Source organism: Rubritalea tangerina (genome assembly GCF_042683245.1).
In the GTDB taxonomy this organism is placed as follows: domain Bacteria; phylum Verrucomicrobiota; class Verrucomicrobiia; order Verrucomicrobiales; family Akkermansiaceae; genus Rubritalea; species Rubritalea tangerina.
Genome location: NZ_JBHUJB010000089.1, coordinates 130831 through 149495 on the forward strand (window position 1 = coordinate 130831; position 18665 = coordinate 149495).

Here is an 18665-nt window from a genome sequence, read left to right on the forward strand (position 1 = left end):
GTTTAGTTATGGATCGTAAAGCGTGGATCATATTGTTTCTTTGTGGATTGGCCTTGGTGGCGAATCAGCTCTTTCTCTCGGATAACGAGAAGGCTTTGGAAGAGTCGGTGAAGAAGCAAGAGGAGGTGGAAGAGCAACTGCAGGGAGAAGATCCTGAGTTGGTTACTGAGAGGGTTAATTTGCCAGACCAGCCGGTAGATGAGCCTCATACCATTGTTGGTAAGGATGGTGACAAGGTGGATGTTATTTACACCTTCACTAATTTTGGTGGTGGTGTGAAGTCGGCTGAGTTTCCTGACCACAAGAATATCTATAGCGAGGGAAATGTGACGCTCAATGCGTATGCATCGTATCCGGTGGGAGCGATTGCGAAGGATTATAAGACGATTGACGGATCGTATTATGAAGTGGTGGCGAAGGATGAGAAATCGATCACTTACCGGGGGGAATTATCAAATGGTGTGGTGGTGACTAAGAAGTGGTCCCTCATTGAGAGTGAGGAGGCGAAGGGTTACCAATTGGCGTTGAACGTTAGTTTTAAGAATGGGTCAGAGCAGAAGGTGGATCTTTCGGGTTATGGTCTCTACACGGGAACTGCTGCGCCGCTGCACGGCAAAGAGATGCAGGACAAGGCTGGGTGGTTCTACTATGAGGATGGTTCCTTTGAATTTGATCAACAGGGGCCCTTCACAGATGGCTGGTTCAGCAGTGCACAGTCGGTGGTGACCTTGAAGCCTTCGTCGCTGGAGTACGCAGGCGTTAATAATCAGTTCTTCACGACATTCCTTATGCCAAAGGGCTTCCAAGCGGATTCGATTTGGGCGACAGGGCGTGAGCGTGATGTTCCCGAAGAGGACGAGATGTTGAAGCGTTGGGTCTTCACGATGGGGGTCAATTTCCCGCACCACGAATTGGCCGTAGGTTCTGAGCAAAGTTATTCTGTAGACGTCTACATGGGACCGCGTGAGCGTAAGATTATCAACCACGTTGCTCCGCATACTGATGCAATTATGAGTTACGGGTGGGCGATCATCGTTCCCTTTGCTAACTTCATGAGTTGGTCACTCAACATCATCCATGACTGGTTTGGTGATATGAAGTGGTCCTGGGGTTATGCGATCATCTTATTGACGATTTTCATTCGCATAGTGATTTGGCCACTGCACAACAAGTCGACTCGTACGATGAAGCGTATGGGTAAGTTGCAGCCGATCATGAAAGAGCTGCGTGAGAAGTACGCGGACAATCCCCAGAAACTCAACCAAGAGACGATGAAGCTCTATCGTCAGTATGGGGTGAATCCGATGGGGGGATGTTTACCGATGTTGATTCAGATTCCGATCTTCTTTGGTGTATTCAAGATGTTGGGTGCAGCGGTGGAGATGCGTGGAGCGAGCTTCTTGTGGGTCGAGGATTTATCACGTCCAGACACCGTATTTGAAGTGTTTGGAATTCCTATCAACGTATTGCCGATTGTAATGGCTATCACGATGGTATTTCAGATGAGTTTGACGCCACAATCTGGAGATAAGCTTCAACGCCGCATCTTCATGTTGATGCCATTGATGTTCTTCTTCTTCTGTTACAACTATGCAGCGGCATTGGCATTGTACTGGTCTACCCAGAACATTGTTTCGATTGGGCAGACTTTGTTGATGAAAAACCTTCCTGAGCCTGAACTTGAGGAAAAGAAAAAGTCAGGTGGTGATGATGATGGTAAGCCTCGCAAAAAAGGTTTCTTTGAGAAAATGGCGGAAAAAATGGAGGAAGTTCAGCGCCAGCAAGAAATTGCTGCTGGTCGCAAGCCTGGTGGCCCAAGTCAGCCGGCGAACCCATTTGAGCAAATGAAGCAGGCGAAAAAGCCTAAGAAGCGCAACCCTAAGACTGGTGGCTAAGCTTCTGATTTTACTGAATCAAATTTGATGTATACCCTCATCTGTTTATCAGGTGGGGGTATTTTTTTGCATTTTTTTGCAAGTGGCTGTCCAGAATGCGAGGTGGGGCAAGTTTGTAGGGATAGACATCTGAGTAATTTCGATCATTCGAGCTCGGTAACGAGACTCTTAGTGAAATAACCCAGAAATTAGGGTAACGTTCTATGATCTGAGGACATTCTCTAGTGCTACGAGCACGGATAAAAACACCCACCTACACACTGACCTATGAGTTTACATGCACAAATGACCCAAGAGGCCCAAGCTGCGCTGGCGGCGCAGAAGAGGAACTCTACGGTCTCCTCATTGATCATCGCGATTCTTTCGCTCTTTTTGATTGGTTTGATTCTTTTCATCGTTGCTTTGACGGTTGAGGTGAAGAATCCGCCAGAGATTATTTCTTATTCTGCAGGTGTTGAGGACACGGAGGAAATTGAGAAGCCTGAAATGAGTTCTGAGGTTGAGCGCAAGCCTTCTTCACCGTCATCTTCAATGGCGAAAGTGATTGCCGCAAATACAGCATCACCCACTGCGGTACCAGTACCGGACATTGAAGTGACAGAGCCATCGTTGGACTTTGGTAACGGAGATGACTTTGGTGACGGCTGGGGTGATGGTGACGGCTGGGGCGGCGGCGGAGGTGGTGGTGGCGGAGCTTCGTTTTTCAAGCAAAAGGTGAAAGCGGAGCGCATTGCATTTGTTATTGATTACTCAATGTCAATGAGTGGGAAGCGCATTTCGCTCCTCAAGAAGGAATTGGCGCGTTCTGTGGGTGCATTGCCCGAGACTATGGAGTATCAATTAATCTTTTTTGCTGGGCCAGCATGGGTTGCGGGGTCAGAGGTGAAGATGGCTCAAAATCGTAGATCTGCGGTAGTTTCTCACAATGGGCGTGACTACAAATGGGAAGGTAAAGGGGCGAATAACTGGGAGACCAAGGGGAGTAAGTTGCGCTCTCCAGCGTGGATGAAGGCCACCAAGGAAAATTTAGATGCGTCATTGTCTGCGATTCAATCTACAGCGTTGGTGTACGGCACAGCTTGGGAGATTCCATTAGAAATGGCATTGGACATGAAGCCGCAGCCTGAGGTGATTTTCTTCATGACTGACGGTGTTTCCGGAGGGGAATCTGAACGCATTGCCAAGCGTGTGGCTCAGCGCGCGAAGCGCAAAGATATCAAGATCAACGCGATTGCGATGATGGATCCATCGGCGCGTGATGCAATGGGAGCATTAGCTGAAATCACTGGTGGGCAATTCTCCATGGTAAATAAGTCCGGCAAGACGCAGGTGCTTATCAAGGGCAAAGAGGAAGAATAGTATTTCACGACCACTTTTTCATATAGTTGGGAGGAAGCCTCGGGTCTTAGGACTTGGGGCTTCTTTTTTTAGGGTTTCATGGGCTGTTTTTTCCCTTCTTGTCAAAGGGGGTGAAATACAGCAGGGTAGCGGATGTAGAAAGTTTGTGATGATGTCTGTATTTAAATGTGTCTGTGTATTTATGGGTTCTTGCTCATTGGTTGTAGTGGCAGGGAGTGATGCTGCCCGGTTTGCGTTGAATGATGGTTTTATTGAGAAGCGGAGTGCGGCATTTGCGATCAATACGAGGGCGTTTGACCCTTTTGGTTTACCTCAGGATCCCAGTAGAGAAGTTGAAGGGGATGCGGTGGAAGAGGATAGTGGTGACGTAGATGAGGGGGTAGAAGAGCCCGCGATTCCAGCCTTTGATATTGAGCTTCTGAATGGGAGAGTGTCCGTCATGCGTTCCAACTTGGTGGTTGGGGTGCGCTACTTTGAGGTGGGTGAGGTGATGGAGGTTTTGGTTGGCGATCAGCTGTATCGATTGGGTGTGGTGAGTGTGGATGTTCACTTGGTTGAGTTGAAAGATATGCAGAGTGGTGAGGTGAGTGAGATTGACCCCAGTGAGAGCAGGAAGATAGAGAAAGCTAGGGCTCTGTTTTTAAAAGATGTGAATAGTAAATCGGTGATAAAGCTTTAGCGTTTTCAGCATAAAAAAACCACCAACACAAAGGTGCTGGTGGCTTGTTTTAAAATGCGATCAGCTCGTGTTTTAGGCGAAGTACTGGACACCAGCTTTGAAAAGTGGCTGGTGTTTGTCTCCTGGCACGTTCTTTGCAACGTCCTGACCACGGCGTTCGGTGTGACCCATCTTACCGAGGACACGCCCACATGGGGATGTGATACCTTCGATTGCGTAGAGGGAACCGTTCGGGTTGTAGCGGATGTCCATGGATGGATTTCCAGCGAGGTCAGTGTACTGAGTCGCGATCTGACCGTTTGCAGCGAGCTGCTTGATCTCTTCTTCAGTCGCGTAGAACTTACCTTCACCGTGTGAGAATGGGATCTGGTGGAGATCGCCAACTTTGGTGTTTGCGAGCCATGGTGACTTGTTGGATGCGATACGAGTTGTCGCGTAACAAGCGATGTGGCGGCCGATGTCGTTGAAGGTGAGGGTCGGTGCACCTGGCTGTGGATCGCGGATCTCACCGTATGGCACGAGGCCTGTCTTGATGAGCGCCTGGAAGCCGTTACAGATACCGAGCACGAGACCGTCGCGGTTTTGGATGAGGTCCATCACTGCGTCGCGCACTATAGGGTTGCGGAGGACAGTAGCGATGAACTTGCCGGAACCGTCTGGTTCGTCACCTGCGGAGAAGCCACCTGGAAGCATGAGGATCTGGGATTCCTTGATCTGCTGCGCGAGCGCTGCGAGGGATTGCTCAACGTGCTCAGGAGTAAGGTTGCGGAAGACTTCGATGTGAGCATCGCCGCCAGCTTCGTTGAACATCTTCGCTGAGTCATACTCAGAGTTGGTGCCTGGGAAACATGGCACGACCACACGTGGTCGTGAGTTACCAGTTTTCAGTTGCCAGTCTGCAGTTGATTTCACCTGCTTCGCAGGATTTTCAAATGTGAATGTCTCGAGTTCGCTGTGTGCGACCTCTGTGTTCGATGGGTAAGTGGTCTCGAGTGTGCCGACCCATGCGGAGATGAGTTCGTCGAGTTCGAGTGCTTCATCATTGACGGTGAGCGTTGCAGCCTCAGCTGTTTGACCGATCTTTACCGCATTGAGTGCTGCAGGGAGCTCGGAGCCCGCTTTTGCTTCAACGAGGAAGTTGAAATAGCCTTCGCTGAAGAGTGTGTCTTCTGCGAGCTCAACAGTTGCGCCGATCTTGTTTCCGAAGCTCATCTTGGAAAGGCCAACTGCGACACCACCTTCTGCGAGGCTGTGCATGGCGTTTACCTTACCTTTAGCGTTTGTTGCGTAGAGAAGCTCAGCGATTTCCTTGAGCTTGTCGAAGACAGGAAGAAGGTTTTCATCGCGTGGTGTGGTGACGAGGTAGATGTCGCTGCCAGCTTCTTTAAATTCTGGAGAAACAGCGAGTGTGGACTTACCTGGAGCTACTGCGAAGGAAACGAGTGTTGGTGGGACATCGATTTCATTGAAGGAACCAGACATGGAGTCTTTGCCGCCGATCGCGCCGAGACGAAGCTCGTTCTGTGCAGTGAACGCACCAAGGAGCGCTGCGAATGGTTTACCCCAACGGGATGGCGTGTTGCCGAGCTTCTCGAAGTATTCCTGAAGAGTAAGGCGAACATCACCGAGGCGTGCACCTGCGGAAACGATGCGGCAAACGGACTCAGTCACCGCGTAGAGGGCGCCGTGGTATGGAGACCAAGTAGCGATATTCGGGTTGAAGCCCCAAGACATGAAGGAACACGTAGTGGTGTTACCTGAAATGAGTGGAATCTTCGCGACCATGGAGTCGACAGGAGTAAGCTGGTGCTTACCGCCGAATGGCTGGAGCACTGTGCCTGCGCCAACGGAGCTGTCGAACTGCTCGCCGAGACCTTTCTGACCACAGGAGTTGAGGTCGGAGAGAGCGGTTGTGAATTTCTCTTTGAGACCAGAAGCAGCTGCCACGGAAGCGAGTGGCTTGCCGAGTGGTGTTTCTGCAGTTGGAGCTTTCACTTCAACGTTTGCGTCGAGCGTCACACCGTTGGTGTCGAGGAATGCACGTGAGAAGTCGACGATGGTCTTGCCGCGCCAGTTGATGACGAGACGGCCAGAGTCAGTGACGTCTGCGACTTTCACGCACTCAAGGTTTTCCTTATCACACTCAGCGAGGAAGTAATCGATGGTAGATGGATCCACGCAGATTGCCATACGCTCTTGGGACTCGGAGATTGCGAGTTCTGTGCCGTCGAGGCCGTCGTACTTCTTGAGAACTTTATCGAGGTCGATTTCGAGGGATGGTGCAATTTCACCAATCGCTACGGAAACACCACCTGCACCGAAGTCGTTACAGACTTTGATCTTCTTCGCGAGTTCTGGGTTGCGGAAGAGACGCTGGATCTTGCGCTCGGTAGGAGCGTTACCCTTTTGCACTTCTGCGGAGTTCTCGAGAGCGGTGTCTGTGTGCTCCTTAGAGGAACCAGTTGCACCACCTACACCGTCACGACCAGTGCGGCCACCGATGAGGAGGATGACGTCGCCGTTAGTTGGGCTGCCGCGGAACACATTTTCCTTAGGAGCTGCTGCCACAACCGCACCGATTTCCATGCGCTTAGCGACATAGTTCGGGTGGAAGACTTCAGAAACTTGGCCAGTCGCGAGACCGATCTGGTTCCCGTATGAGGAGTAACCGTCGGCAGCGCCTTTACAGATTTTACGCTGTGGAAGTTTACCAGGCATGGTGTCAGCGAATGGTGTGCGTGGGTCTGCAGCACCAGTGACGCGCATTGCTTGGTAAACGTAGGAACGACCAGAAAGTGGGTCACGGATACAGCCGCCAAGACAGGTCGCCGCGCCACCGAATGGCTCGATCTCTGTTGGGTGGTTGTGCGTTTCGTTTTTGAACATGAGGAGCCACTCTTGTTCTTCGCCATCGACGTCCACTGGGATGACGATGGAAGCGGCGTTGATTTCCTCAGAAACTTCAACGTTGTCGAGCTCGCCAGTCTTGCGGAGCTCTTTCATGCCCATGAGGGCGATGTCCATAAGGCACTCAGGACGGGTGTGAATTTTATCACCATAGACATCTTCACGCGTCTCTTGGTACTTCACGTAGGCCTGCTTGACGTACTCAGTGCCGTCTTCGAATGCAACTTCGTTGAGTCGTGTTGCGAAGGTGGTGTGGCGGCAGTGGTCAGACCAGTAGGTGTCTAGCATCTTGATTTCGGTGATGCTCGGGTTGCGCTTCTCGTCATCGCGGAAGTAGCGCTGGGTGAAAATGAAATCTTGGGCGCTCATTGCGAGGCCGAGCTCGTTGCGCTTGAGCGTAAGTTCTTCGTCAGTTGCACCGCTGAACCAATCGAGGATCTCGACATCAGCTGGCGTGGTGACATCCTGAGCGAGTGATTCAGGCTGCTCCATGGAAGCCTCGCGGGAATCAACTGCGTTGATCACGTAGTCCTTGACTGCTGCGAGTTGGTCATTGGTGATGGATCCTTTGAGAACGATGACGCGAGCGGAAGCCACGAGTGGAGCTTCTTTCTCAGTGAGAATAGTCACACATTGAGCTGCTGAGTCAGCGCGTTGGTCGAATTGGCCAGGAAGGTACTCGACTGCGAAAGCAACTTCGTCCGCAGCGATGAAGAGTTCTGAGCTGGATGTTTCGACTTGTGGCTCGGAGAGAATGAGCTGGCTAGCCTTGGCGAAATCTTCCTCGCTAAGGCCATCGATATCATAGCGCTGGATGACGCGCACGCCCTCAAGGTTAGAGAGGCTGAGGTTTTCTCTGAGGTCGTGGAGTAGCTCCTTAGCTGGCGAGTTGAACTCCGTTTGTTTTTCGACAAAAACGCGGTGCATTGTGATGGATGATGTGGTTGGTGTGGAAGATGAAAAAATTGTTCCTTTGGGTAGGGGATCCTCGTGCGATGCGCAAGAGGTTTCCCTTGTGATTACGGGAAATTTTTCTGAGTCAGAACAGCTTCGAGGCGCGGTGGTGGTTTTTCATCTTGTGAGTAAGGAATTGGGAAGGGGATTGCATGGGAAGTTATTGGTAGTGAAATAAATGTGTGGAATCTTGGGGTGGCTTATTGCATTATGTTAGCGTGGTGCTGTGGACTTCCGTCATGGTACATGTCAGTGGAAGTACATCCTAATTGATAGAAGAAATTTTTGAGAGTGATGAAAATAGCAATCTTATCGCGCAATCCGTCGTTGTATTCAACGGCTAGGCTCAAGGAAGAAGCAGCTGGTGCGGGACATGAGGTGGAGGTGATTGATTATTTAAAGTGCTACATGAATATAGCGACTCAGAGTCCATCGATTTACCTTGGTGAGCGTGAATTGAATGATGTGGATGCTGTGATTCCTCGAATTGGAGCCTCAAAGACATTTTTTGGTACTGCTGTGGTTAGGCAGTTCGAGATGATGGGAAAGTATACGATCAATGGCTCAGATGCGATATCACGGTCACGCGATAAGCTTCGAAGTCTACAATTGCTCTCGAGGAAGAATATTGGTTTGCCTGTGACCACATTCGCTCATGACACCAAGGCAACGGGGTCATTGATTCGCTTATGTGGTGGAGCCCCTGTGGTGATTAAGTTGTTGGAGGGAACTCAGGGAGTGGGCGTTGTTTTAGCTGAGAGTCAGAAAGTGGCGGAATCTATCATTGAGGCATTTCGTGGTTTGGATGCTCATATTTTGGTGCAGAGCTTTGTGAAAGAGGCAAATGGGGCAGATATTCGGTGTTTGGTGGTTGGCAATAAAGTGGTGGCTGCGATGAAGCGGCAGGGGGAAGAGGGTGAATTTCGGTCGAATCTGCACCGTGGAGGAATGGCGGAATTAGTTAAAATATCTCCTGCTGAGAGGTCTACGGCACTGATGGCCACGAAGGTGATGGGCTTGAGTGTTGCTGGGGTGGATTTGCTACGCTCACATGCAGGACCAGTGGTGATGGAGGTCAACTCATCACCGGGATTAGAAGGCATTGAGGCAGCCACGGGGATGAATGTTGCTGGGAAGATCATTCAGTGGGTTGAGGCTAATGCCCACCATGGGGCTAAACCAACGCGGGGAAAATCTTACTGAGTATGGACAGGCGAAAACAGGAGAGCTATGAGATTCATGGGCATAAGGTAGCGCCGGGTACTCAAGAAGTCGTGCGCCTCCCCGTGGGGGTGTTTCGCAACCATGCACAAGTCGAGCTCGATGTGGCTGTTGCTCATGGTAGAAAACCTGGACCCACCGTGTTGCTGACAGCTTGTGTGCATGGTGATGAAATAAATGGAGTTGAGACCATTCGGAGAGTTTTGCGGGCATCAGCGTTGAAGTCATTGAAGGGGACAGTGCTAGCTGTGCCAATTGTTAATGTCCCAGCATTTTTGAATCGCTCTCGGTACTTGCCAGACAGAAGGGACTTAAACCGGCTGTTTCCTGGTTCCGCCAAGGGCTCTCTTGGGGCTAGGCTGGCAAACGTGCTTTGTGACTCTTTGGTTGCGCGTGCCGATCTAGTCATCGACCTTCACACTGGGGCTCTCAATAGACCAAACTTACCTCAGCTGCGTGTTACGGCAAGGGATGAAGCGAGTATGCGTTTGGCTAAAGTTTTTGGTGCTGCGTTGACCATAGTCTCGCCATCGAGAGAGGGGTCATTTAGAGGGCATTGCTTTCAACAAAATAAGCCGATACTTCTCTTTGAGGGGGGAGAGGCTCTGCGGCTGGAAGCTCAATCTATCCGCACGGCTTACCGTGGGATCTTTTCTGTGATGCGAGAGCTTGGTATGCTAGCTCGGAGGAGTCGGCCCGAGAAGTTTATCGGGAACATGATCTTGAGTGAGAAGAGTTACTGGATTCGCGCTGAAGTTGGAGGTTTGTTCACGCCCTTAGTGCCACTAGGGGCTATGATCGAGAGTGGTGCCGAGGTCGGATTTATCGCTGATCCAATGGGTGGAGTAGAGAGGAAGGTTGTGGCTCCTCGACAAGGGATGTTAATTGGTCGTACGAACGAAGGCATAGCCGATGAAGGTGACGCTCTGTTTCATGTGGCCTTACTCTCTGATATGGAAGACGCTCAAGGGAAATATGAAGAGAACCTGTTAGGGGATGCCCATCCAGATGAAGAGCATGCCGTGCATTATCAACAAGTGGATGCACGTTAGAGTTCTCAGTCGCAAAGTGAGATGTTCAAATCAATCTCGCTATCTATCAGGAATGTTGATAGGATGTTGTGATGGACTTGAAGATAAGTGGTGTGACGGCGATTTGGTTGGCGTTAGCTAGTGTTGTGATGGGAGGCAGTGAGGGGCTTTCATTGTATATGCAGAACAAGCGGGCAATGGAGAAGACGGTGCGCATTTATGTGGCATTTGAGGCTCGTCATGAGGTGAGTCCTGGGGTGGGGGCTGATTTGAAGTTACCGGAAGTGGCGAGGTTTCGGGTGGTTGAGGGGGACTATAGAAATTGGGTATACCCTTTATCGTTAGGCTTGGAGGTGAAGATTGGGACACCTCAGCGGCGTGTGGTGGTGATGGCACCTCAATCTTCTGGGGGGAGGTTTTTAGTGGGGACTGATGATTTAGTGGTCAAATCGTACACGAAGAAAGATTTGATGCCGATCTTTGAGGCGCTAGAGAAAAGGCGAGCCTTGCTAGCGAAGCGTCCAGCGGATGAGTGAGGCGGCTTATGCTTGCGCTTTGGCGAAGAGGATGGAGCCTGAAGCTACGATCAGGTGAAACATTCCAAATGCAATACACATGTAGAAATTTGCTAAATGCATGGGATGGATGAGCCCCATGGTTCTGAGGCTGACCCAGAGGCATGCTAGGCCGAGAGCGAGCATAAGGACACCAAGGAAGCGAGCCGATTTGGTGGCGTATAGGCGAATTGAAAGGAGTGCGATTCCATAGCTAGAGACCCAGAGGGCGGCTCCAGCAGGTAGGTAGCGTACGTCATGAAAACTCAATAAGGTGCCAGCCACAAACCCGAGCATAAGTGAAGGAGCGAGGCATCGAAATATATGTCTGAGTTGGGGGGTATTCATCGGGTGGCCGTCGATACTTGCTTGTTTGCGAGCGAGAAAGAGGCTGACAATAAAAGCACAAAGTGCGGTGCAGAGCCACGTGCTGACCCATTCGCCAGTACTCATTGGGAAATGGTAGATGGCACTCTCTCTACCGATTTTTAGGGTAAGGCTGATACCGATGATCATGGAAGCTACTCCAGTGGCTAGCATGGTTGGAATCATGATAGCGCGGTGCGATGCGCTGCGAAGCATGAGTGACTCTACAATTTGGACGTGTTCTGGCAGCGGTTGGTTATTGGGCATCTTGGTAGAAAAAGGTAAAGAAAAAGCGTTTCGAGTGGAAGCTCGAAACGCTTTTGCATCGGATAGGAATGATTGGTTTTAATTAGTCGCTGCTAGCAAGTGAGAGCAGGATTTGGATCACGTACCAGAAGAGAAGAGCTACTGAGGCGAAGAGGCCGAGTGATGCAGCCACATACTGGTCTGTACCGTAGTGATGGATGATGTTGCTTGTGTCGCGGAGGATGGCAACGCTGGCGAAGAGAGCCATGGCACCACAGAAGATAATTCCTAGCTGGAAGCCAAAGATCATGGAGGCGAAAATCAATCCCAGAGCGATGAAGCCCCCGACCATCAAGAAGCTATTGAGGAAGGAGAAGTCCTTCTTGGTGACAAAGGCAATCGCTGTGATCCCTAAGAATAGTGCCGCTGTGATAATGCCAGCCTGGGCGATGAGGGTGGCTGAACCAGTAATCGCCATCGCGAGGTAGAGGATAGGAATGAAAATAATCGCTTCAGCAACGACATAGAGGCCGAGACCTGCGTATTGCATTCCTTTAGATGTGCTACTGAGTGCCCATTTATTGGCAATCCAAGAGACACCCATGAAGGCGATGAGGACGAGCCACCAATTGCCCATCAGTGGGGCAACGAGGCTAAGCATCGCTTCAGACTGCAGGAAGAAGTATTCAAGAATCGCGAAAGCTGCGATGGCACCACCGAGGTGGGCATATGTTTTACGGATGAACGTTGCGCGAGCGTCTGCTGGCTGAGCAGCAACGGTGTACGGGGAGGCGTATGGATTAGATTCTAACATAATGAAGTATCTGTTTGCTGCAAGTTAGCGTGGGATTTGGGGAAATCAAGCATTCTCGGGTAAAGATTTACGATTCGTAGAAGAGCCTTGTGATGCTGAGGATAACGAGCATGCATAGTCCTATAGCGGTCAATAAGGCGTGGGTGCGAAGGGTTCTGTGTTTGCCAGTCCAGATGCTTGATATGCCGTAGAGGAAGTTCTTATAGGTGCCGTGTCTTCCTGCGAATTTTTCAAGGTCTTGCAGTGGGTATTCACCATCCGGGCTAGACTTGAATCGCAATCCTCTGAGCCCAATCAAAATGAGGCTGATGGAGGCCGCGAGAATGAGCAATGAACTGGGGGGCTCCATGAAGGGAGGGGGTCAGCGGCTCGCTAAAGCAGATCGGTAGCGCATAATGCCTTCAGCAATTCCGAGTGCGACACTGTGTTGGTAGCTTGCAGAATGAATAATGCGCGCTTCTGTGGGGTGGCTCATAAAGCCGCCTTCGATGAGGATTGCGGGGTGCTTGACACTTGTAAGAACGCTGTATCTGGCGCGTTTGATGCCCCTGTCGGGAATGTTGGCAGAGCGAGTACGTTGGAGGGTGCGTCCGTGGATGGCGGTTGCGAGGGCAATATTTGCTGAGTCTTGGTAGTTTCCATTACGGACTTTATGATCGGAAGCCTTAACTGAGCGTCCGTAGTGGGCGACACCCACTGGGGAGAGTGTGAAGGTTTCAATCCCTCGTGCTTGTCGTCTCCCTCCAGCATTGAAGTGGATGGAGATGAAGATGGCATTGGGGTACTTATTTGCAAAAGCTACACGTTGCTGGAGTGAGAGGTAACGGTCACTGTCACGTGTCATAATGACATTATAGCCCTGGCGTTGGAGGAGATCTCTGACGAGGCGCGCAACGATGAGGTTGTATTTCGCTTCGGTTCCGTATTGATTGACAGCTCCAGCGTCTTTCCCACCGTGACCGGGGTCGAGAATGACTGTTCGGAAGTTTCCTGCACTACGGATATAATTCGGGCGTAGCACCGGGTCGATAAGCTTTGCGAGATCTATTCTAGAAACCAGAAGGCGGCCGGAATGTTCGACGACGGGGTAGCTCAAGATGAATTTTACTCTATTCATGATGCACTCTTGGCTGTTGGCCGCGATGCGCATCTTTACAGCAGCGTTCTCTAAGATGGCAGCTTTGCCTGAACGCGTCAGAGTATTAAATGAGTAGAACGTTTTGAGGCTTCTGGCCGTCACATATTGTTTATCGCGCACGTTTACAGTCTCCCACTGTGCTTGAACCGGATTGGCTAGCAATAAGGAGAGTATAGCGATGATATAGAGGCGAATGTGCTTGGTCATAAATGACAATCGTATCAGGGCTAGGAGCTTAGGTGTTGTTAAGCTAGGGAGATATTTCAGAGATGGCAAACTCAAAGTTAGCTATTGTATTTGAGGCTTTTTGTATCGGGGTTTGGAGAGGATCGAGTTTTTTGGGGGGGTGAGCTGTGTTATAGCTAGTTGGAGGGTGGATCTGGTATCTGAGAGGGATGAATTTAGTTCACCTTTGTTGATAGCATCATAGGAGATCCTTCGTTTTCTTGAGAACTGTAGCAGACAGAGCGAATCCGATATGCTAAAGATCAATGCAGATGGAAGAAAAGGAACAGGATAAAGAGCGTGAAGACATGCTGAAGCAGAACTTCGCGAAGACGCGCAAAAGCCTCATTGCGAGGTTGGACAATTGGGAAGACCAACGTACTTGGGACGAGTTTTACCAAACCTATTGGCGGCTTATTTATTCTGTGGCAATTAAGAGTGGTTTGCGTTCTGAGGAGGCATTCGACTGTGTACAAGAGACCATTTTATCGATTGCGAAGCAGTCAAAGAAGAAGCTTTATGATCCGGAGCAAGGGTCTTTTAAGACTTGGCTGATGAATATGACGCGTTGGCGGATCAATGATCAATTTCGCAAACGTAAGAAAGACACAGCGATGTCTGGAGGTGCGGGCGATGATGATCGTAAGACCGCCATCATTGATCGTGTGGAGGATCCCAAAGGGGATGTTTTAGACCGTCTGTGGGAAGTAGAATGGAAAAAGAATTTGGCGGACGCCGCGCTCGCGCGAGTCAAATCTCAGGTGTCGCCAAAGCAATACCAGATTTTTGATTACTATGTGGTGAAGCAATGGGAGGCATCAAAGGTGCAAGAGCATCTTGGTGTTAGCATGGCGCAAGTTTATTTGGCAAAACACAGAGTGGGGTCCGTCCTCAAAAAGGAATTGGCCAAACTAGATCAAGATGACGACTAACCCCCGGCTGGATGTTCACATTCCTGACCATGAGGTACTCCGCAAGATTGGTGGAGGTGCCTATGGTGAGGTGTGGCTAGCCCGAGGGGTGACTGGTGCATGGCGTGCTGTAAAAGTGGTGTGGCGGGAGGATTTTGAGGATGAGAGAGGTTTTGAAAGAGAGTTTGAAGGGATTTTGCAATATGAGCCCTTGTCGCGAGACCACCCAGGCTTAGTCAATATTCTACACGTAGGGAGAAGTAAAGAGGGGCAGGAGCCATTCTACTACTATGTTATGGAGTTGGGGGATGATTTCCACACGGGTGTGGAGATCAATGCAGTGGAGTACGAGGCGCGTACTTTGCGCTCAGACTTGGTCACCGCTGACGGCTCTCCTCTTGATTTGGATTTTTGTTTAGATGTGGCTGTTAAGCTAGCCGACGCTCTAGCCTACCTTCATGAACGCGGGTTGGCGCATCGCGATGTCAAACCGTCCAATGTGATTTTCGTGGGTGGAAAGCCTAAATTGGCTGATATCGGATTGGTGGCTCCGCGTGATCAACGCACTTTCGTTGGTACCGAGGGATTTGTCCCTCCAGAGGGTCCAGGCTCTGCTCAAGCGGATCTATATAGCCTAGGTAAAGTTCTATATGAAATGATGACGGGTAAAGACCGTCTACAATTTCCTGAATTACCTGACGAATTGCCTACAGGGGATAAGCGCAAGATGTGGTTAGAAATGAACCAGATTCTTTGTGATATCTGTGAGCCAAAGCTCTCAAAACGCACGATCATATCGGCAGCACAGTTGGTGACTGCGGTGCAGCGTGTGCAGCAAGGAAAGAGGTTGCGCCGGCGGCGCAGTTCCGCACTGGTGAAGCTCGGCTTGTTAGTGTTATTGATGAGCGGTGGGGGTTATGCACTCACTAAGTGGCAGCCATGGAAAGTGGCGCCGGCTCCCCCTGTCATAGTTGAGAGACCAGCACCTCCCGTAACTGAACCTGTGATCCAGTTGCCGGTGCACCCTTTGTGCTCTATCAAGGTTATAACAAGTCCGCCATTTGCCTCGATTTATGAAAATGGTGTGGAGTTAGATCAGGTGACGCCCACAGATTTTCGAGATTTTGAACCTGGTGAAACAGTCACGTATCGCTTCGAACTTGATGGATACAAGACTGTAGAAAAGTCCTACACGGTTCCAGATAAAGATATTTTTGTCATTAATGAATCCCTAGCGGTCTTTCGACCACCTGTGGAAAATAGTGTGTGGTATGGGCCATTTGGAAATGCCTATTTACCGCATGATGGATTTCATTTGTCCGGCTTCATCCGTTCATCAAATTATAATTCCTATCTCACAGCGACGAAAGTTGAATCGCCTGCAAAGTTCGTACCATTCAGCGAGAGTGGTGAGAGTATTGAGATAGCATTAATTACGGAAGAGCAAGCTCAGGAATACGTTGCTTGGTTAGAGATGAAAGCCCGCAGGGAGGGATTGCTGAAGTACACCCAGATGATGAGCTTCAAACAAGATCCTGACCTAGCAGCTACTGGTTTTTCTGCCGAAGATCGCAACAAGGGGATTTTGCCGACACGCATTTTGGTGAAGGATATCGCCTATGCATCCATAAACTTTATGTCAGATCCTGCACCTGCACGAATCTACGTAAATGATGATTTTGTTGGGTACACCCCATTTAAGTTAGAGAACCTTCGCCCACAAAAATTCGACATTGAGCTCCGAGCTGATGGATATCAGAAATACCATCATGTCGTGGACCTAGCAGATAATGAATCTTTTATTCTCAATGCTGTGCTTAAGCGAAACAATGGCTTAGTATTTGGTGGAAATTGGAAGAATAGTCTAGGGATGCCGATGGTGCCTATCCATGAAGGCTTGATGGCTTCAGTTTACGAGACTCGGGTTTCAGATTATGCGCAATTTTGTAAGGAGACGAAACACCGGAAACCAAGGAAGCCAGGGTTTAGGCAGGAGGGTAATCACCCAGTTGTGGGAGTGAATCGAGCAGATGCGGAGGCTTTTTGTGCATGGCTCACTGAGAAGGAGCGAGCTTCTGCGACCATCAGTGAATCGCATCGCTACAAGGTTCCTTCAGATCTAGAGTGGAGTGCGCTTGCTGGTTTTGAGGAAGACCCGAATCAAACTCCATCCGAGAGGGACCGCCAGGCTCAAAATGACCCGGCTCTTGAGAATTATTTCTTTTGGGGGGACTCATTTCCACCCGATTCGCCTGTCGCTAATATTGCAGATGAAGCTGCTGCCCGTGCTGTTGGAGTTTCGCAGAGTCGGACAGTTGATGGATACAATGATGGCTTCGAGAAGACGGCACCTGTTGGGAGTTTTGCGGCCAATGAGCAAGGGCTCTATGACCTATGTGGGAATGTTTACGAGTGGGTTGCGACTGATTATAAAAATGACGGCTCTGAACTCGCTGTGGTTCGAGGGGGGAGTTGGGCTAGTTTTACTAAAGAGCATTTGCGTGTTTGGTCACGCTTTCTGATGTCAAAAACCACCAAGGGTAACCAGTTCGGGTTTCGAGTGGTGCTCGTAGATGAATCTCAGTGATCAGATTAATACTATGGTTGAAATAACAACAAGCTATGTCGGGCAACTGCGTTGCAAGTCAATTCATGGGCCGTCAGGTAATGTCCTAGAGACTGATGCTCCGGTGGATAACAATGGTAAAGGGGAAACATTTTCGCCCACTGACTTGGTGGCGACAGCTCTTGGAAGTTGCATGCTCACCATTATGGGGATTGTGGCCGATAGACGCCAAATTTCACTAGAGGGCTTGACCTTGAAAGTGCAGAAGGTGATGAGTGAAGATGCTCCTCGTAGGATTGCGAAATTACCAGTGCGCATAGAAATGCCGCTTCCAGCAGACTCACCACTGAAAGATTTATTTATTAACGCAGCATTAACTTGCCCTGTGCACCAAAGCCTTCACTCAAGTATCGAAATTCCCATCGACTGGGTATGGCAGTAAATTGCACACTGGCGTAAATATCGATACGTGTTAGGTTGCTATAATGAAGTGTGCAATAGTCCGCGAATTAGATAGCTTAGAGGCATTTTTACGTCAGAAGGGACAACTGCATTGCGCTGTTGTGCAGGGCTTGGATTTTACCGATGCCGATATCAATTGGCAGCGTTTAGATTTTCAGGGAGCAGTATTTTTGGGCTGTCACTTCCCTAAAGAAGTGACAGCTGATTTTTTGGTTGAGAAGGGGGCTGTGGTGTTTCCTCAGTTTCCAGAGCTTCCCTATAATCCCTATCGTAATAGACTCTATGCTAGAGCTGAATTAATGGAGGGGTGGTCAGCGCAAGAAGATCGCAGTGTGGATAAAATTATTTACGATCATTTTGTTAAGAAGGGGAAGAGTAAGGCTGACATTCTAGAGTCATTGGCACAGAGGTTGCATGATCACGCTATTGATGATGGGGTGCGTGATCTTCTCGGTGGGAGGATAGAAGAGGGAGGACAAAAGAAAGTTGTTGGTATAATGGGCGGGCATGGGACATCACGCGATGATCCCTATTTTAAGAAAGTCGTTCAGTTGGCTCGCTTACTAGCTCAACAAGGGTATTTCGTAGCTACAGGTGGTGGTCCCGGAACCATGGAGGCTGCAAACCTAGGGGCATGGCTGGTTGATGCATCAGATCAAGAGGTCGAAAGAGTCATTGAGGTTCTCAAAGCTGCTCCGCATTTTGAATCTCCGGGCTATATGGAAGCAGCGCAGAAAGTCTTAGACTTGCACCCTGAAGGGGGGACGAGCCTTGCTGTGCCTACGTGGTTCTACGGGCATGAGCCGAGTAATTTGTTTAGTAGACACATTGCAAAATACTTTTCTAACAGTATTAGAGAAGATGGCTTGTTAGCTATTGCAACATACGGGGTCGTTTTTGCACCAGGAAGTGCGGGGACGACACAAGAGATTTTCATGGATGCGACTCAAAACCATTATGGGACCTTTGATGATATTAGTCCCATGGTGTTTTTAGGTGAGAAGAGATACATGGAGGACACTCTGTTGTTTCCCTGTCTATCGCAACTAGCAGACGGGCGACAGTACTCGGAATATATCTATTGTACTGATGAAATTGATTCCGCTGTGAAATTTATTGAAGCTCATCCGCCGGTAAAATACGTCAAATAGGTGTTGAGAGGGTTAAAGCACGCTGTTGAAAAGTCGCTGTAGCGGTATTTTCTTTGTCGGAATTGAGGTCGCTGTGATTTTTGTTTTGTTGATCTATCAATGGCTTGTGTGGTGGTGTGGAAGAAAAGCGTAAAAAAGTATCGAAAAGAGCTTGCGCGGGATCGGGAAATATGTAGATTGCGCCCC

Annotated in this window: 16 protein-coding genes; 10 read left to right on the plus strand and 6 right to left on the minus strand. The window is 49.6% G+C overall.

Going from position 1 to position 18665, the window contains the following annotated elements:
- Positions 1-8 precede the first annotated feature (8 nt).
- The 3 genes from yidC (at position 9) to ACFSW8_RS17695 (ending at position 3933) form a co-directional block, all read left to right on the plus strand.
- Entirely contained in the window at positions 9-1895 is a 1887-nt protein-coding gene (gene yidC, locus ACFSW8_RS17685) for a membrane protein insertase YidC (protein WP_377089878.1), read from the plus strand.
- 267 nt (positions 1896-2162) lie between these two features.
- The gene (locus ACFSW8_RS17690) at positions 2163-3254 is read left to right on the plus strand and encodes a vWA domain-containing protein (protein ID WP_377089879.1); all 1092 of its coding nucleotides are present in this window, start codon (positions 2163-2165) and stop codon (positions 3252-3254) included.
- A 181-nt stretch (positions 3255-3435) separates the two neighbouring features.
- Entirely contained in the window at positions 3436-3933 is a 498-nt protein-coding gene (locus tag ACFSW8_RS17695; RefSeq protein ID WP_377089880.1) for a hypothetical protein, read from the plus strand.
- A 72-nt stretch (positions 3934-4005) separates the two neighbouring features.
- Here the strand turns inward: ACFSW8_RS17695 and ACFSW8_RS17700 are convergent, their stop codons facing one another.
- Complete coding sequence (locus ACFSW8_RS17700) at positions 4006-7767, minus strand: phosphoribosylformylglycinamidine synthase (protein ID WP_377089881.1); 3762 nt, start codon at positions 7765-7767, stop codon at positions 4006-4008.
- A gap of 321 nt (positions 7768-8088) precedes the next feature.
- Between ACFSW8_RS17700 and rimK the strand changes: the two genes are divergently transcribed.
- From rimK to ACFSW8_RS17715, 3 genes are all read left to right on the plus strand, one after another.
- Positions 8089-8997 carry a 30S ribosomal protein S6--L-glutamate ligase gene (gene rimK / locus ACFSW8_RS17705; protein ID WP_377089883.1) on the plus strand — a complete coding sequence of 303 codons (909 nt, stop codon included), beginning with the start codon at positions 8089-8091 and terminating at the stop codon, positions 8995-8997.
- A gap of 2 nt (positions 8998-8999) precedes the next feature.
- On the plus strand, positions 9000-10067 hold the full coding sequence (locus tag ACFSW8_RS17710) for a succinylglutamate desuccinylase/aspartoacylase family protein (RefSeq protein WP_377089884.1): 1068 nt from the start codon (positions 9000-9002) through the stop codon (positions 10065-10067).
- Between the two features lie 71 nt (positions 10068-10138).
- The gene (locus ACFSW8_RS17715) at positions 10139-10582 is read left to right on the plus strand and encodes a hypothetical protein (RefSeq protein WP_377178917.1); all 444 of its coding nucleotides are present in this window, start codon (positions 10139-10141) and stop codon (positions 10580-10582) included.
- Positions 10583-10588: 6 nt separating this feature from the next.
- Here the strand turns inward: ACFSW8_RS17715 and ACFSW8_RS17720 are convergent, their stop codons facing one another.
- The 4 genes from ACFSW8_RS17720 to ACFSW8_RS17735 form a co-directional block, all read right to left on the minus strand.
- Complete coding sequence (locus ACFSW8_RS17720) at positions 10589-11233, minus strand: hypothetical protein (RefSeq protein ID WP_377178919.1); 645 nt, start codon at positions 11231-11233, stop codon at positions 10589-10591.
- Between the two features lie 82 nt (positions 11234-11315).
- The gene (locus tag ACFSW8_RS17725) at positions 11316-12026 is read right to left on the minus strand and encodes a Bax inhibitor-1/YccA family protein (protein WP_377089889.1); all 711 of its coding nucleotides are present in this window, start codon (positions 12024-12026) and stop codon (positions 11316-11318) included.
- A gap of 67 nt (positions 12027-12093) precedes the next feature.
- The gene (locus tag ACFSW8_RS17730; RefSeq protein ID WP_377089890.1) at positions 12094-12375 is read right to left on the minus strand and encodes a hypothetical protein; all 282 of its coding nucleotides are present in this window, start codon (positions 12373-12375) and stop codon (positions 12094-12096) included.
- A 12-nt stretch (positions 12376-12387) separates the two neighbouring features.
- Positions 12388-13371: an N-acetylmuramoyl-L-alanine amidase family protein gene (locus ACFSW8_RS17735; protein WP_377178921.1), complete on the minus strand. Its 984-nt coding sequence runs from the start codon at positions 13369-13371 to the stop codon at positions 12388-12390.
- Between the two features lie 290 nt (positions 13372-13661).
- On the opposite strand from ACFSW8_RS17735, the gene ACFSW8_RS17740 reads away from it, so the two are divergent.
- Genes ACFSW8_RS17740 through ACFSW8_RS17755 form a run of 4 tightly spaced genes read left to right on the plus strand, consistent with a single transcriptional unit; the run spans position 13662 to position 18479 of the window.
- Entirely contained in the window at positions 13662-14321 is a 660-nt protein-coding gene (locus ACFSW8_RS17740) for a sigma-70 family RNA polymerase sigma factor (RefSeq protein WP_377091532.1), read from the plus strand.
- Positions 14311-16887, plus strand: a complete 2577-nt coding sequence (locus ACFSW8_RS17745; RefSeq protein ID WP_377089893.1) for an SUMF1/EgtB/PvdO family nonheme iron enzyme — start codon at positions 14311-14313, stop codon at positions 16885-16887. Before ACFSW8_RS17740 ends, ACFSW8_RS17745 begins: the two co-directional genes overlap by 11 nt.
- A gap of 13 nt (positions 16888-16900) precedes the next feature.
- A complete protein-coding gene (locus ACFSW8_RS17750; protein WP_377089894.1) occupies positions 16901-17308 on the plus strand; it encodes an OsmC family protein in 408 nt (135 codons plus the stop codon).
- A 43-nt stretch (positions 17309-17351) separates the two neighbouring features.
- Positions 17352-18479, plus strand: a complete 1128-nt coding sequence (locus ACFSW8_RS17755; RefSeq protein WP_377089895.1) for an LOG family protein — start codon at positions 17352-17354, stop codon at positions 18477-18479.
- Here ACFSW8_RS17755 and ACFSW8_RS17760 read toward each other — a convergent pair.
- Positions 18472-18665: hypothetical protein (locus ACFSW8_RS17760; RefSeq protein WP_377178923.1), on the minus strand; the 194-nt coding region annotated here is incomplete at its 5' end. The genes ACFSW8_RS17755 and ACFSW8_RS17760 overlap by 8 nt on opposite strands.

Coding starts and splice junctions, on each gene's coding strand:
- yidC (WP_377089878.1), top strand. CDS start 9: ATGGATCGTAAAGCGTGGATCATATTGTTTCTTTGTGGATTGGCCTTG.
- ACFSW8_RS17690 (WP_377089879.1), top strand. CDS start 2,163: ATGAGTTTACATGCACAAATGACCCAAGAGGCCCAAGCTGCGCTGGCG.
- ACFSW8_RS17695 (WP_377089880.1), top strand. CDS start 3,436: ATGGGTTCTTGCTCATTGGTTGTAGTGGCAGGGAGTGATGCTGCCCGG.
- ACFSW8_RS17700 (WP_377089881.1), bottom strand. CDS start 7,767: ATGCACCGCGTTTTTGTCGAAAAACAAACGGAGTTCAACTCGCCAGCT.
- rimK (WP_377089883.1), top strand. CDS start 8,089: ATGAAAATAGCAATCTTATCGCGCAATCCGTCGTTGTATTCAACGGCT.
- ACFSW8_RS17710 (WP_377089884.1), top strand. CDS start 9,000: ATGGACAGGCGAAAACAGGAGAGCTATGAGATTCATGGGCATAAGGTA.
- ACFSW8_RS17715 (WP_377178917.1), top strand. CDS start 10,139: ATGGACTTGAAGATAAGTGGTGTGACGGCGATTTGGTTGGCGTTAGCT.
- ACFSW8_RS17720 (WP_377178919.1), bottom strand. CDS start 11,233: ATGCCCAATAACCAACCGCTGCCAGAACACGTCCAAATTGTAGAGTCA.
- ACFSW8_RS17725 (WP_377089889.1), bottom strand. CDS start 12,026: ATGTTAGAATCTAATCCATACGCCTCCCCGTACACCGTTGCTGCTCAG.
- ACFSW8_RS17730 (WP_377089890.1), bottom strand. CDS start 12,375: ATGGAGCCCCCCAGTTCATTGCTCATTCTCGCGGCCTCCATCAGCCTC.
- ACFSW8_RS17735 (WP_377178921.1), bottom strand. CDS start 13,371: ATGACCAAGCACATTCGCCTCTATATCATCGCTATACTCTCCTTATTG.
- ACFSW8_RS17740 (WP_377091532.1), top strand. CDS start 13,662: ATGGAAGAAAAGGAACAGGATAAAGAGCGTGAAGACATGCTGAAGCAG.
- ACFSW8_RS17745 (WP_377089893.1), top strand. CDS start 14,311: ATGACGACTAACCCCCGGCTGGATGTTCACATTCCTGACCATGAGGTA.
- ACFSW8_RS17750 (WP_377089894.1), top strand. CDS start 16,901: ATGGTTGAAATAACAACAAGCTATGTCGGGCAACTGCGTTGCAAGTCA.
- ACFSW8_RS17755 (WP_377089895.1), top strand. CDS start 17,352: ATGAAGTGTGCAATAGTCCGCGAATTAGATAGCTTAGAGGCATTTTTA.